This window comes from Arthrobacter sp. APC 3897 (genome assembly GCF_030407495.1).
GTDB lineage: Bacteria > Actinomycetota > Actinomycetes > Actinomycetales > Micrococcaceae > Arthrobacter_B.
Map to the genome: position 1 here is coordinate 37,535 of NZ_JASDDG010000025.1, position 11,836 is coordinate 49,370.

Here is an 11,836-nt window from a genome sequence, read left to right on the forward strand (position 1 = left end):
ACATGCCACGCAGCCTGAAGAAAGGCCCCTTCGTCGACCAGCACCTGTTCCTTAAGGTAGCGGCCGAAAACGAAAAGGGCACCAAGAACGTCATCAAGACGTGGTCCCGTCGTTCGATGATCATCCCCGACATGCTCGGGCACACGATCGCCGTACACGACGGACGTAAGCACATTCCGGTGTTTGTCACCGAGTCGATGGTCGGGCACAAGCTCGGCGAATTCGCTCTGACGCGGACATTCCGCGGCCATGTGAAGGACGACCGCAAGGGCAAGCGCCGCTAGGCGCTGCTCTTTCGGCAGAAGACGAGAGAAGGAAAGCAATGGAAGCCAAGGCAATTGCGCGTCATATCCGCGTAACGCCTATGAAGGCCCGGCGCGTCGTCAACCTTGTTCGTGGCAAGCAAGCGAATGAGGCTCTGGCAATTCTGAAGTTTGCCCCCCAGGCAGCTTCGGAGCCGGTATTCAAGGTAGTTCAGTCGGCCATGGCCAACGCACGTGTCCTCGCGGACCGTGACGGTGTGGCCTTCGACGAGGGTGACCTCTTCATCAGCGAAGCATTCGTTGACGAAGGGCCCACCATGAAGCGGTTCCAGCCCCGTGCACAGGGCCGCGCGTACCGCATCAACAAGCGGACCAGCCACGTCACTGTGGTTGTCGCAACCCCCAAAATCGAGGAGGAACGCTAAGTGGGACAGAAGGTTAACCCGCACGGGTTCCGACTCGGCATCACCACTGACCATGTGTCGCACTGGTTTGCTGACAGCAACAAGCCGGGCCAGCGCTACAAGGACTTTGTCCGCGAGGACATCAAGATCCGTCAGCTGATGTCCACCGGCATGGACCGGGCCGGCATCGCCAAGGTTGAGATCGAGCGCACCCGCGACCGTGTCCGCGTGGATATCCACACGGCTCGTCCGGGCATCGTCATCGGTCGCCGCGGCGCCGAAGCAGACCGCATCCGCGGCGAGCTGGAGAAGCTCACGGGCAAGCAGGTTCAGCTGAACATCCTCGAGGTCAAGAACCCCGAGATGGAAGCACAGCTTGTTGCCCAGGGCGTTGCTGAGCAGCTCTCTTCCCGCGTGGCATTCCGCCGTGCAATGAAGAAGGCCATCCAGTCCGCACAGCGTGCAGGTGCAAAGGGTATCCGTATCCAGTGCTCCGGCCGTCTGGGCGGCGCTGAAATGAGCCGTTCGGAGTTCTACCGCGAAGGCCGTGTGCCCCTGCACACCCTCCGCGCGCAGATCGACTACGGCTTCTTCGAAGCCAAGACCACCTTCGGCCGCATCGGCGTGAAGGTTTGGATCTACAAGGGTGACGTTACCGCCAAGGAACTGGCTGCACAGCAGGCTGCTGCACCGTCCCGCGGACGTTCCAGCGACCGTCCGGGCCGCGGCCCGGCCGACCGCGGAGACCGTGGCGGCGACCGCCGTCGTCGTCCCGAGCGTGCCGACAAGGCCGCCGCGCCTGCTGCTGCAGAGGCTCCGGCCGCTGAGGCAGCCGCTCCCGCAGCAGAAGGAGGACAGGCTTAAATGCTTATCCCACGTCGAGTCAAGTTCCGCAAGCAGCACCACCCGGGTCGTTCCGGCGCTGCTACCGGCGGCACCGCAGTCAGCTTTGGCGAGTACGGTATCCAGGCCCTGACGCCTGCATACGTCACCAACCGCCAGATCGAAGCTGCACGTATTGCCATGACGCGCCACATCAAGCGCGGCGGTAAGGTCTGGATCAACATCTATCCGGACCGTCCGCTGACGAAGAAGCCGGCCGAAACCCGCATGGGTTCCGGTAAGGGTTCTCCGGAGTGGTGGGTTGCAAACGTGAAGCCGGGACGGATTCTCTTTGAGATCTCCGGTGTTAATGAAGAGGTAGCTCGTGAGGCCCTGCGCCTGGCGATCCATAAGCTGCCGTTGAAGGCACGCATTGTGCGTCGCGAGGGTGGTGAATAGAAATGGCAATTGGTTCAAAGGAACTGGCATCGAAGCAGCTTGACGGCTTCGATAAGGACCGTCTCGTCGAGGAACTTCGCAAGGCCAAGGAAGAGCTGTTCAACCTCCGCTTCCAGTCCGCAACCGGCCAGCTGGAAAGCCACGGCCGTCTGCGCGTAGTGAAGCGCGACATTGCACGCATCTACACCGTGCTGCGTGAGCGCGAGCTGGGGATTCGTCCCGAGGTTGTTGCTCCCGTTGAGGAAGCAGCTCCTGAGAAGGCAGCGAAGAAGTCCAAGAAGAAGGCTACCGAGTCTGAAGCTGAAACCAAGGTCGCTGAGGATGATGCCAAATGAGTGAAAACAAGAATGAGGCAGCAGTGACAACTGACGCAAACGGAGCCGATGCCCGCGGGTACCGGAAGACCGCACGCGGCTACGTGGTTTCGGACAAGATGGATAAGACCATCGTTGTCCAGGTTGAAGACCGCGTGAAGCACGCACTGTACGGCAAGGTGCTTCGCCGCACTTCGAAGCTCAAGGCCCACGACGAGCAGAATGCTGCCGGCGTTGGAGACCTCGTGCTGGTCTCGGAAACCCGGCCGCTCTCCGCTACCAAGCGGTGGCGCCTGGTCGAGATCCTCGAAAAGGCCAAGTAACAAAGAAGTACATCCGGCCGGCCGCCGGTGAGCTGCTCCCCTCGGGATGAGTTCGCCGGCATCCGCCATCCGGCGACAGGGCCCCGGCCGCGTTATCAATCGATTTCGCATCCGGGGCCCTTTCGCGGTAAACTTGAAATCTTGTCTGTGCGGTGCGGAAGTGTGTCCAGTTTTGGCACGGAGCTCCCTCACCGCCGTATGAGACAAAAGCCCGATAATCTTGTTCGGCACTTTGCCGCGGCCAGCCGCGGTGCACCCCTGGCGGGGAAGTGCTGAGTACCAGTATTACGGGGTCCACCCATATCCGTTCCGCAAGGCTCAGTTCTGAGAACCGGCGCGACGACAGGAGTAATAAGTGATTCAGCAGGAGTCGCGACTGAAGGTCGCCGACAACACGGGTGCCAAGGAAATCTTGACCATCCGCGTTCTCGGTGGATCCGGCCGTCGCTACGCAGGCATTGGCGACACCATTGTTGCCACCGTCAAGGATGCAATTCCCGGCGGCAACGTCAAGAAGGGCGATGTGGTCAAGGCCGTCATCGTTCGTACCAAGAAGGAACGCCGCCGCCAGGACGGTTCCTACATCAAGTTCGATGAGAACGCTGCAGTGATCTTGAAGAATGACGGTGACCCCCGCGGTACCCGTATCTTCGGCCCGGTCGGCCGCGAACTTCGCGACAAGAAGTTCATGAAGATCATTTCGCTGGCTCCGGAGGTGCTGTAGTCCATGGCAAAAATCAAAAAGGGTGACCTGGTTCAGGTCATCACCGGTGCAAAGGCTGACCGCGGCGGCGACCGCGGCAAGCAGGGCAAGGTTCTGAAGGTTTACACCGACACCAACCGCGTTCTGGTTGAAGGAATCAACACTGTCAAGAAGCACACCAAGGTTGGACAGTCCTCCAAGGGCTCCAAGACCGGTGGCATCGAAACCGTTGAGGCTCCCATCCACGTTTCCAACGTCGCAGTCGTTGACCCGGAAACGAAGAAGCCGACCCGCGTTGGCTACCGTCAGGAAATCGTCGAAAAAGACGGCCGTGAGCGCACTGTGCGTATCCGCGTCGCCAAGGGCTCTGGGAAGGACCTCTAATGACTGAGACTGTCACCAAGACCGTCCCCCGTCTGAAGACCCGCTACGCAGCGGAGATCAAGCAGACCCTGCAGGACGAGTTCAACTACGCAAACGTCAACCAGGTTCCCCGCCTCGTCAAGGTGGTTGTGAACATGGGTGTTGGAGATGCCGCCAAGGACTCCAAGCTCATCGACGGCGCAGTCAAGGACCTGACCCAGATCACGGGTCAGAAGCCGCAGGTCACCAAGGCCCGCAAGTCCATCGCTCAGTTCAAGCTGCGTGAAGGCATGCCCATCGGCTGCCACGCAACTCTGCGCGGAGACCGCATGTGGGAATTCGTGGACCGCCTGGTTACCCTGGCGCTGCCGCGTATCCGTGACTTCCGCGGTCTGAACGGCAAGCAGTTCGACGGCAACGGCAACTACACGTTCGGTCTGACCGAGCAGTCGATGTTCCACGAAATCGATCAGGACAAGATCGACCGCGTACGCGGCATGGACATCACCGTGGTTACCACCGCAAAGACCGATGACGAGGGACGCGCGCTGCTGAAGGCGCTCGGCTTCCCGTTCAAATCCGAAGATTAATTACTACGTAACAGGTCCGACGGACCACCGGCCGGGTGCGCCTGAGCCGGAACTCCGCAGGAAACCGTTACGAGGGAGGGCAAGAGCCCAATGACAATGACAGATCCTGTCGCAGACATGCTCACGCGTCTGCGCAATGCAAACTCGGCATATCACGATTCCGTGTCCATGCCTTACAGCAAGCTCAAGGCACGCGTTGCTGACATCCTGAAGGCCGAGGGCTACATTGCCGGCTGGAAGGAAGAAGAGGCCGTCGTCGGCAAGAAGCTGACCCTTGATCTCAAATTCGGTCCGAACCGCGAGCGTTCCATCGCCGGCGTGCGTCGTATCTCCAAGCCCGGTCTGCGCGTATACGCAAAGTCCACCAACCTGCCGCGTGTTCTCGGTGGTCTGGGAATCGCAATCCTGTCGACGTCGTCAGGTCTCCTGACCGACCGCCAGGCCGCCAAGAAGGGTGTAGGTGGGGAAGTCCTCGCCTACGTCTGGTAGCAGGGAAGGGAAAGAAAAATGTCACGTATTGGACGTCTGCCCATCTCGGTTCCTGCCGGAGTTGATATTTCCGTTGACGGCAACCTTGTCTCCGTCAAGGGTGCCAAGGGCGAGCTGAGCCACACTGTGCCCAGCCCGATCACTGTCACGCTGGAAGACAACACCATCACCGTTGCCCGCCCGAACGACGAGCGCGAATCCCGTTCCCTCCACGGCCTGACCCGCACCCTGATCAGCAACATGATCACCGGTGTGACCGAAGGCTACAAGAAGGACCTGGAAATTGTTGGTACCGGTTACCGCGTAGTGGCCAAGGGCTCGGACCTCGAGTTCGCCCTGGGCTACAGCCACCCGGTTCCGGTCACCGCACCCGAGGGCATCACGCTTACCGTCGTGGGCCCCACGAAGGTCACTGTGTCCGGCATCGACAAGCAGCAGGTCGGCGAGGTTTCGGCCAACATCCGCAAGCTGCGCAAGCCCGATCCCTACAAGGGCAAGGGTATTCGTTATGCCGGCGAGATTGTCCGCCGCAAGGTCGGAAAGGCTGGTAAGTAACCATGGCCATCAGCATTAACAAGAAGCGCAATTCCAAGAGCAAGTCGGCTGCGCGTAACCGCCGCCAGCTGCGCATCCGCAAGCGGATCTCCGGTACCGCGGCTCGTCCGCGCCTGGTGGTCAACCGTTCGGCCCGCCACGTATTCGTCCAGGTTGTCGATGACACCCGCGGCGTAACCGTTGCGTCGGCTTCCACCATGGAAGCTGACCTGCGCGCACTGGAAGGCGACAAGACTGCCAAGTCCAAGCGCGTCGGCGAGCTCGTTGCCGAGCGTGCCAAGGCTGCCGGCGTTGAAGCCGTTGTCTTCGACCGCGGTGGCAACCGCTACCACGGCCGTATCGCGGCCGTTGCAGACGGCGCACGCGAAGGTGGGCTGTCACTGTGACCGAGGCTAACAAGGAAAAGGAAAATCAGGTGACTGAAGCTACAGCTGCTGAGGCAACTGAGACCAAGGACGCCGCCGCTCCCGCCACTGACGACCGCCGCGGCGGACGCAAGGGCGAGCAGCGCTCCGACCGTGGAGGCCGCGGCGAACGCGGTGGCCGCGGCGGCCGCGACGGCGGACGCAACGATGAGAAGGACAAGTTCATTGAACGCGTCGTGACCATCAACCGCGTCGCCAAGGTTGTCAAGGGTGGTCGTCGCTTCAGCTTCACCGCCCTGGTTGTTGTCGGAGACGGCAACGGCATGGTTGGTGTCGGCTACGGCAAGGCCAAGGAAGTTCCCTCCGCTATCGCGAAGGCCGTTGAAGAAGCCAAGAAGACTTTCTTCCGCGTCCCGCGCATCGGTGGAACCGTCCCGCACCTGGTCCAGGGTGAAGCTGCTGCAGGCGTTGTCCTGCTGCGTCCGGCTTCCCCGGGTACCGGTGTTATCGCCGGTGGTCCGGTCCGCGCCATTCTCGAATGCGCCGGTATCCATGACGTACTGTCCAAGTCGCTCGGGTCCTCCAACGCCATCAACATCGTGCACGCCACGGTTGATGCGCTGAAGCGCCTCGAAGAGCCTCAGGCAGTGGCAGCCCGCCGCGGCCTGCCGCTGGACGAGGTTGTGCCTGCTGCGATGCTCCGCAACATGCAGAAGGCAGGTGCCTGATGACTACTCCGAAGAACGTTGCCGTCAGCACGGCATCACTGAAGATTACTCAGATCAAGTCCACCATCGGTGGTAAGCAGAATCAGAAGGACACGCTGCGCTCATTGGGCCTGCGGCACATCGGTGCTACCACCGTTCGTACTGCAGACGCCGTGACTGTTGGCATGATCAACACGGTTCCGCACCTCGTGAAGGTTGAGGAGGCGAATTAACATGGCCGAAGAAAACAACAACGAGCACGCGCTCAAGGTTCACCACCTGCGTCCGGCACCCGGTGCCAAGACGGCCAAGACCCGTGTTGGCCGCGGTGAAGGTTCCAAGGGTAAGACCGCAGGCCGCGGTATGAAGGGCACCAAGGCCCGTTACCAGGTCAAGGCCGGTTTCGCAGGCGGGCAGCTGCCGCTGCACATGCGCCTGCCGAAGCTGCGCGGCTTCAAGAACCCGTTCCGGGTCGAGTTCCAGGTTGTAAACCTGGACAAGATCTCGGAGCTGTTCCCCGAAGGCGGCGACGTCACCGTTGCCGATCTGGTGGCCAAGGGCGCCGTTCGCAAGAACCAGCCCGTCAAGGTCCTGGGCTCCGGCGACATCACCGTCAAGGTGAACGTCACGGCTGATGCCTTCTCCGCCAGTGCGGCAGAGAAGATTGCCGCTGCAGGCGGATCGATCACGGCGCTCTAAGCACTGTGTCTGATTCGTGCAAACGACTGCGGGCGGCCGGGAAACCGGCCCCCGGCAGTCGTCTGTACGGCGAGCAGGACTACGACTAAACTCTTGGCGGGCCGCCCTGCGGCCCGCCGGGAGTTTAGTTTTGTTTAAGGCACTACTACGCCGCGGGCCTCGTTAACGTTCTACGGGGCAGGAGCGGATAGACTCTGTTTTTGTTACCAGTCCATTTGGACTTCACCTACTTCAGATCTCATTCAGGAGGACGCTTGCTTAGCGCTATTGGCCGGGCTTTCCGGACGCCAGACCTGCGACGCAAGCTGTTGTTTACGCTGGGAATCATCACTATCTTCCGCATGGGTGCTTTTATCCCGGCCCCGGGTGTTGACTACGGCAATGTGCAGCAGTGCTTGGCTCTGGGTGCCACCTCAGGTGGCCTCTACGAATTCGTTAACCTCTTTAGCGGCGGCGCCCTGCTGCAGGTCTCCATCTTTGCCCTGGGCATCATGCCGTACATCACCGCCAGCATCATTGTTCAGCTGCTGCGCGTCGTGATTCCCCACTTCCAGGCCCTCTATGAGGAAGGGGCACAGGGACAGTCCAAGCTGACGCAGTACACGCGTTACCTGACCATCGCCCTTGGCCTGCTTAACGCCACCACCGTTGTCTCCCTGGCCCGCACGGGGGCGCTGTTCAACAACGCCTGCTCCGTGCCGATCATCCCGGATGACAACATCATTACCATCCTGCTGCTCATCATCACGCTGACAGCCGGCACCGGCCTCATCATGTGGATGGGCGAACTGGTCACCGAAAAGGGTGTCGGCAACGGCATGTCCCTCCTGATCTTCACCTCGATCGCAGCAGGCTTCCCGAGCTCGTTGGGTGCCATCCTCAGTGCCCAGGGCTGGACGGTCTTCCTTGCCGTTCTCGCCATCGGCGTTGTGGTGGTTGCCCTCGTGATCTTCGTTGAGCAGTCCCAGCGCCGCATTCCGGTGCAGTACGCCAAGCGCATGGTTGGCCGCCGCACCGTGGGCGGGACGAACACCTACATCCCCATCAAGGTCAACATGGCCGGCGTGATCCCCGTGATCTTCGCGTCCTCCATGCTCTACCTGCCGTCGCTGATCGCCCAGTTCAACACTCCTGCAACGGGTGCACCGCCGGAATGGGTTGTCTGGATCAACAACTACCTGACGAGCGGGGACCACCCGTTCTACATGGCCGTCTACTTCCTGCTGATTGTGTTCTTCACCTACTTCTACGTGTCGATCACCTTCAACCCGGAGGAAGTATCGGAAAACATGAAGAAATACGGCGGCTTCATTCCCGGCATCCGGGCCGGCCGTCCCACCGCCGAATACCTGCAGTACGTGCTGTCACGCATCACCCTGCCCGGCGCCCTCTACTTGGGGTTTGTTGCCCTGATTCCGCTGATTGCTCTGGTGCTGGTCGGAGCAAACGCGAACTTCCCGTTCGGCGGAACCTCGATCCTCATCATGGTTGGTGTGGGACTCGAAACAGTCAAACAAATTGACGCACAGCTCCAGCAGCGTCACTACGAAGGGTTATTGCGATGACAAGAATGCTCATTATCGGACCTCCCGGAGCCGGCAAAGGCACCCAGGCGGCCCGGATCTCGGAGCGGCTTGGTGTCACTGCAATCTCCACCGGGGACATCTTCCGTGCCAACGTCAAGAATGAGACCCCCCTCGGCATCGAGGCCAAGAAGTACATCGACGCCGGAAACTTTGTTCCCGACTCCGTCACCAACGAGATGGTCCGGGCACGGCTGCAGGAAGACGACGTCACCGACGGTTTCCTCCTGGACGGCTACCCGCGCACCGCTGCGCAGGTGGAAGAACTGGATGACATCCTGGCCGGCAAGGGCGAAAAGCTCGACGTCGTCCTGCAGCTGACGGCCGATGACGAGGAGCTCGTCCAGCGACTGCTCAAGCGGGCCGAAGTCGAAGGCCGCGCCGACGACAACGAGGACGTCATCCGGCACCGCCTGGACCTGTACAAGGAACAGACCGCCGACGTCGTCGCCAGCTATGACAAGCGCGGCATCGTGGCCCGCGTGGACGGACTGGGCGGCATTGACGATGTCACCGAGCGCGTCATGGAAGCCCTCAAAGATATTCGCTAGAGAGTTAGAAGAGATATGTTCGGCCAGCCTCGAATCCAATACAAGACCAATGCGCAGATGCGCATCATGCGCGAGGCAGGCCTCGTGCTGATCCGGGCGCTTGACGCTGCCGTCGAGGCCGCGGTGGCAGGTGTCACCACGGCCGACATCGATGCTGCGTTTGCCGCGGTGCTCAAGGAAGCAGGGGCAACCTCCAACTTCCTGGGCTATCACGGCTACCCGGCAACGGTCTGCGTGTCGGTGAACGAGGAAGTGGTCCACGGCATTCCGGGGGAGCGCGTCCTTGCCGACGGGGACATTCTGTCCATCGACGGCGGGGCCGTGGTCAACGGATGGCACTCGGACTCGGCGCGCACCGTCATTGTGGGCACCGCCGATCCCGAGGACCAGCGGCTGTCCGACGTCACGGAGCAGGCCATGTGGCACGGTATCGCTGCCGCAGCCAAGGGCCGGTTCGTCGGAGATATCGGTGCTGCCATCGACGATTACGTTTCTTCTGTTCCGGGCAAGCCGCTCGGCATCCTGGAGGACTACGTGGGCCACGGCATCGGCACCGAGATGCATCAGGCACCCGACGTGCTCAACTACCGGACCTCGCATAACGGTCCGAAGCTGAGGCCCGGACTGTGCCTGGCCATCGAGCCCATGCTGGTCCGCGGCAAGATCGAGACCGTCACTCTCGAGGATGACTGGACGGTGGTCACCACGGACAAATCCCGTGCCTCGCAGTGGGAGCACTCGGTAGCGGTGCATGACAAGGGAATCTGGGTCCTGACCTCACCTGACGGGGGAGCCTCCAAGCTGGCTCCGCTGGGCGTAACCCCGGTGCCGATTCCCGAAAACTGACCGCGTGCCCCGGCCCCCGCAGAGGGGCCGGGGCACGGCAGCGGCGGGGGGATTTAACTTAATCCCCCTCGTCGAGTAGAGTTATCTGTTGGTTGTCTCTACCTTCGTGCCCTTTTACGAGAGAGTGGGCCGTGTCAAAACGGTCCGCCGTGCGGATTCCGCTCCTGGCAGGGGCAGGAAGCTGCCGAGAGAACCAAAGACATAAACCGTCCTGCGTGCATGCGCAGGACACAGACGTTAGCGGAGGATATGGCCAAGAAAGACGGCGTCATTGAGATTGAGGGCTCGGTCAACGAAGCCCTGCCCAACGCGATGTTCCGCGTTGAGCTGGCCAACGGCCACATTGTGCTCGCACACATCTCGGGAAAGATGCGTCAACACTACATTCGCATCCTCCCCGGAGACCGCGTTGTGGTGGAACTTAGCCCGTACGACCTCACCCGGGGCCGTATCGTCTACCGCTACAAGTAAAAACCGCCGCAAACAGCCGGCATTCCGGACAGTTGGAATACCTGCCGCCTGCGGCCCAACCCTGCAACCACGCAAAGGATAACCATGAAGGTCCAGCCGAGCGTCAAGCAGATCTGCGATAAGTGCAAGGTGATTCGCCGTAACGGTCGAGTCATGGTGATCTGCGAGAACCCGCGCCACAAGCAGCGCCAGGGCTAATTTCCTGCTTCCAGGGACGGCCCACGCGTAGTAGTAATTTGAATATGGCAGTGCAGCGTTGATACGCGTAACGCATACCCCCGGCACGGAGGCCGGGGACCTGGCAACAGGGACGCACTGCTTCAGACCTCCGGAGAAACAAGAGGAGAACCGCCGATATGGCACGTCTCGCTGGCGTTGACATTCCCCGCGAAAAGCGGGTAGTGATTGCGCTTACCTATATCTACGGCGTGGGCAAGACCCGTGCAGACCAGACCCTGGCAGAGACCGGCATCAGCCCGGACACTCGCGTCAAGGACCTCACGGATGCTGAACTTGTTCAGCTGCGTGACTACATCGAGGGCAACTTCAAGGTTGAGGGTGACCTCCGCCGCGAGGTAGCCGCTGACATTCGCCGCAAGGTTGAAATCGGCAGCTACCAGGGTATCCGCCACCGTCGTGGCATGCCCGTTCACGGCCAGCGCACGAAGACCAACGCTCGTACCCGCAAGGGCCCGAAGCGTACGGTTGCCGGTAAGAAGAAGGCCACCCGCTAAACCTAGCGGTGTGAGGCCACGGCCCCTTCAGCGGGCCACCTAAACCAAACTCTTTGTAGGAGAAGTAATGCCCCCCAAGACTCGTGGAGCGGTCCGCAAACCGCGTCGCAAGGATAAGAAGAATATCGCGCTGGGCCAGGCGCATATCAAGAGCACGTTCAACAACACCATCGTGTCCATCACGGACCCGTCCGGTGCTGTTATCTCATGGGCTTCCGCCGGTGAGGTTGGCTTCAAGGGCTCTCGCAAGTCCACCCCGTTCGCTGCGCAGATGGCTGCTGAAGCCGCTGCCAAGCGTGCCCAGGAGCACGGCGTCCGCAAGGTCGACGTCTTCGTGAAGGGTCCGGGATCCGGCCGCGAAACCGCTATCCGTTCGCTCCAGGCCACCGGCCTGGAGGTTGGCTCCATCTCGGATGTCACCCCGAGCGCGCACAACGGCTGCCGTCCCCCGAAGCGCCGCCGCGTCTAAGCAGCACTTGCGGTACCGGTAATTGTCCGGCGGGCGGTCCACCCTTTTTGGGGCGGGCCGCCCATCGGACGCCTCCGGCTCCGGGCACGTGGCTGCCAGCCGTCCAAGACGCCCGCGGAAGACCCG

At 61.3% G+C, this 11,836-nt stretch carries 22 protein-coding genes; all 22 read left to right on the forward strand.

All coding sequences use genetic code 11. From position 1 onward, the window contains the following. The first annotated feature begins 2 nt into the window (after positions 1 to 2). The 22 genes from rpsS (at position 3) to rpsK (ending at position 11,710) form a co-directional block, all read left to right on the forward strand. Positions 3 to 284 (forward strand): 30S ribosomal protein S19, encoded by a 282-nt coding sequence (rpsS, locus tag QMA10_RS12720; protein WP_104052734.1) that lies wholly within the window; start codon positions 3 to 5, stop codon positions 282 to 284. A gap of 38 nt (positions 285 to 322) precedes the next feature. Next, complete coding sequence (gene rplV, locus QMA10_RS12725; RefSeq protein ID WP_104052733.1) at positions 323 to 688, forward strand: 50S ribosomal protein L22; 366 nt, start codon at positions 323 to 325, stop codon at positions 686 to 688. Next, complete coding sequence (rpsC, locus tag QMA10_RS12730; protein ID WP_104052732.1) at positions 689 to 1,531, forward strand: 30S ribosomal protein S3; 843 nt, start codon at positions 689 to 691, stop codon at positions 1,529 to 1,531. Then, complete coding sequence (gene rplP / locus QMA10_RS12735) at positions 1,532 to 1,948, forward strand: 50S ribosomal protein L16 (protein WP_290168879.1); 417 nt, start codon at positions 1,532 to 1,534, stop codon at positions 1,946 to 1,948. Between the two features lie 2 nt (positions 1,949 to 1,950). Further along, the gene (gene rpmC / locus QMA10_RS12740; RefSeq protein WP_290168880.1) at positions 1,951 to 2,283 is read left to right on the forward strand and encodes a 50S ribosomal protein L29; all 333 of its coding nucleotides are present in this window, start codon (positions 1,951 to 1,953) and stop codon (positions 2,281 to 2,283) included. After that, entirely contained in the window at positions 2,280 to 2,585 is a 306-nt protein-coding gene (rpsQ, locus tag QMA10_RS12745) for a 30S ribosomal protein S17 (protein ID WP_104052729.1), read from the forward strand. The genes rpmC and rpsQ overlap by 4 nt, the downstream gene beginning before the upstream one ends. 355 nt (positions 2,586 to 2,940) lie before the next feature. Next, complete coding sequence (gene rplN, locus QMA10_RS12750; RefSeq protein ID WP_055239356.1) at positions 2,941 to 3,309, forward strand: 50S ribosomal protein L14; 369 nt, start codon at positions 2,941 to 2,943, stop codon at positions 3,307 to 3,309. Positions 3,310 to 3,312: 3 nt separating this feature from the next. After that, positions 3,313 to 3,672, forward strand: coding sequence for a 50S ribosomal protein L24 (rplX, locus tag QMA10_RS12755; RefSeq protein ID WP_104052728.1), 360 nt, complete (start codon positions 3,313 to 3,315; stop codon positions 3,670 to 3,672). Then, complete coding sequence (gene rplE, locus QMA10_RS12760) at positions 3,672 to 4,241, forward strand: 50S ribosomal protein L5 (protein ID WP_104101591.1); 570 nt, start codon at positions 3,672 to 3,674, stop codon at positions 4,239 to 4,241. Before rplX ends, rplE begins: the two co-directional genes overlap by 1 nt. Before the next feature lie 90 nt (positions 4,242 to 4,331). Beyond that, positions 4,332 to 4,730, forward strand: coding sequence for a 30S ribosomal protein S8 (gene rpsH / locus QMA10_RS12765; RefSeq protein WP_104052725.1), 399 nt, complete (start codon positions 4,332 to 4,334; stop codon positions 4,728 to 4,730). A gap of 18 nt (positions 4,731 to 4,748) precedes the next feature. Further along, positions 4,749 to 5,285, forward strand: a complete 537-nt coding sequence (rplF, locus tag QMA10_RS12770; protein ID WP_290168885.1) for a 50S ribosomal protein L6 — start codon at positions 4,749 to 4,751, stop codon at positions 5,283 to 5,285. A 2-nt stretch (positions 5,286 to 5,287) separates the two neighbouring features. Continuing rightward, positions 5,288 to 5,671, forward strand: a complete 384-nt coding sequence (gene rplR / locus QMA10_RS12775) for a 50S ribosomal protein L18 (protein WP_227892312.1) — start codon at positions 5,288 to 5,290, stop codon at positions 5,669 to 5,671. 29 nt (positions 5,672 to 5,700) lie between these two features. Then, positions 5,701 to 6,378, forward strand: coding sequence for a 30S ribosomal protein S5 (gene rpsE / locus QMA10_RS12780; protein ID WP_290168887.1), 678 nt, complete (start codon positions 5,701 to 5,703; stop codon positions 6,376 to 6,378). Further along, positions 6,378 to 6,590 (forward strand): 50S ribosomal protein L30, encoded by a 213-nt coding sequence (gene rpmD / locus QMA10_RS12785; protein WP_290168889.1) that lies wholly within the window; start codon positions 6,378 to 6,380, stop codon positions 6,588 to 6,590. Before rpsE ends, rpmD begins: the two co-directional genes overlap by 1 nt. Position 6,591: 1 nt before the next feature. Beyond that, positions 6,592 to 7,056, forward strand: coding sequence for a 50S ribosomal protein L15 (gene rplO / locus QMA10_RS12790; RefSeq protein WP_290168891.1), 465 nt, complete (start codon positions 6,592 to 6,594; stop codon positions 7,054 to 7,056). Between the two features lie 254 nt (positions 7,057 to 7,310). Further along, positions 7,311 to 8,621: a preprotein translocase subunit SecY gene (gene secY, locus QMA10_RS12795; RefSeq protein WP_290168892.1), complete on the forward strand. Its 1,311-nt coding sequence runs from the start codon at positions 7,311 to 7,313 to the stop codon at positions 8,619 to 8,621. Continuing rightward, positions 8,618 to 9,190, forward strand: coding sequence for an adenylate kinase (locus QMA10_RS12800; protein ID WP_290168894.1), 573 nt, complete (start codon positions 8,618 to 8,620; stop codon positions 9,188 to 9,190). Before secY ends, QMA10_RS12800 begins: the two co-directional genes overlap by 4 nt. Positions 9,191 to 9,205: 15 nt before the next feature. Continuing rightward, positions 9,206 to 10,036 carry a type I methionyl aminopeptidase gene (gene map, locus QMA10_RS12805; protein WP_290168896.1) on the forward strand — a complete coding sequence of 277 codons (831 nt, stop codon included), beginning with the start codon at positions 9,206 to 9,208 and terminating at the stop codon, positions 10,034 to 10,036. A gap of 249 nt (positions 10,037 to 10,285) precedes the next feature. Then, complete coding sequence (gene infA / locus QMA10_RS12810; protein ID WP_055239372.1) at positions 10,286 to 10,507, forward strand: translation initiation factor IF-1; 222 nt, start codon at positions 10,286 to 10,288, stop codon at positions 10,505 to 10,507. A gap of 84 nt (positions 10,508 to 10,591) precedes the next feature. Beyond that, positions 10,592 to 10,705: a 50S ribosomal protein L36 gene (gene rpmJ / locus QMA10_RS12815; protein WP_012397712.1), complete on the forward strand. Its 114-nt coding sequence runs from the start codon at positions 10,592 to 10,594 to the stop codon at positions 10,703 to 10,705. A 158-nt stretch (positions 10,706 to 10,863) separates the two neighbouring features. Beyond that, positions 10,864 to 11,241: a 30S ribosomal protein S13 gene (gene rpsM, locus QMA10_RS12820; RefSeq protein ID WP_104101584.1), complete on the forward strand. Its 378-nt coding sequence runs from the start codon at positions 10,864 to 10,866 to the stop codon at positions 11,239 to 11,241. A gap of 67 nt (positions 11,242 to 11,308) precedes the next feature. Continuing rightward, entirely contained in the window at positions 11,309 to 11,710 is a 402-nt protein-coding gene (gene rpsK, locus QMA10_RS12825; RefSeq protein ID WP_104052715.1) for a 30S ribosomal protein S11, read from the forward strand. The last annotated feature ends 126 nt before the right edge of the window (positions 11,711 to 11,836 follow it).

Coding starts and splice junctions, on each gene's coding strand:
- rpsQ (WP_104052729.1), top strand. CDS start 2,280: ATGAGTGAAAACAAGAATGAGGCAGCAGTGACAACTGACGCAAACGGA.
- rplO (WP_290168891.1), top strand. CDS start 6,592: ATGGCCGAAGAAAACAACAACGAGCACGCGCTCAAGGTTCACCACCTG.
- rpmC (WP_290168880.1), top strand. CDS start 1,951: ATGGCAATTGGTTCAAAGGAACTGGCATCGAAGCAGCTTGACGGCTTC.
- rplP (WP_290168879.1), top strand. CDS start 1,532: ATGCTTATCCCACGTCGAGTCAAGTTCCGCAAGCAGCACCACCCGGGT.
- infA (WP_055239372.1), top strand. CDS start 10,286: ATGGCCAAGAAAGACGGCGTCATTGAGATTGAGGGCTCGGTCAACGAA.
- rpsH (WP_104052725.1), top strand. CDS start 4,332: ATGACAATGACAGATCCTGTCGCAGACATGCTCACGCGTCTGCGCAAT.
- rpmJ (WP_012397712.1), top strand. CDS start 10,592: ATGAAGGTCCAGCCGAGCGTCAAGCAGATCTGCGATAAGTGCAAGGTG.
- rplV (WP_104052733.1), top strand. CDS start 323: ATGGAAGCCAAGGCAATTGCGCGTCATATCCGCGTAACGCCTATGAAG.
- rplE (WP_104101591.1), top strand. CDS start 3,672: ATGACTGAGACTGTCACCAAGACCGTCCCCCGTCTGAAGACCCGCTAC.
- rpmD (WP_290168889.1), top strand. CDS start 6,378: ATGACTACTCCGAAGAACGTTGCCGTCAGCACGGCATCACTGAAGATT.
- rpsM (WP_104101584.1), top strand. CDS start 10,864: ATGGCACGTCTCGCTGGCGTTGACATTCCCCGCGAAAAGCGGGTAGTG.
- QMA10_RS12800 (WP_290168894.1), top strand. CDS start 8,618: ATGACAAGAATGCTCATTATCGGACCTCCCGGAGCCGGCAAAGGCACC.
- map (WP_290168896.1), top strand. CDS start 9,206: ATGTTCGGCCAGCCTCGAATCCAATACAAGACCAATGCGCAGATGCGC.
- rpsS (WP_104052734.1), top strand. CDS start 3: ATGCCACGCAGCCTGAAGAAAGGCCCCTTCGTCGACCAGCACCTGTTC.
- rplR (WP_227892312.1), top strand. CDS start 5,288: ATGGCCATCAGCATTAACAAGAAGCGCAATTCCAAGAGCAAGTCGGCT.
- rpsK (WP_104052715.1), top strand. CDS start 11,309: ATGCCCCCCAAGACTCGTGGAGCGGTCCGCAAACCGCGTCGCAAGGAT.
- rplX (WP_104052728.1), top strand. CDS start 3,313: ATGGCAAAAATCAAAAAGGGTGACCTGGTTCAGGTCATCACCGGTGCA.
- rplF (WP_290168885.1), top strand. CDS start 4,749: ATGTCACGTATTGGACGTCTGCCCATCTCGGTTCCTGCCGGAGTTGAT.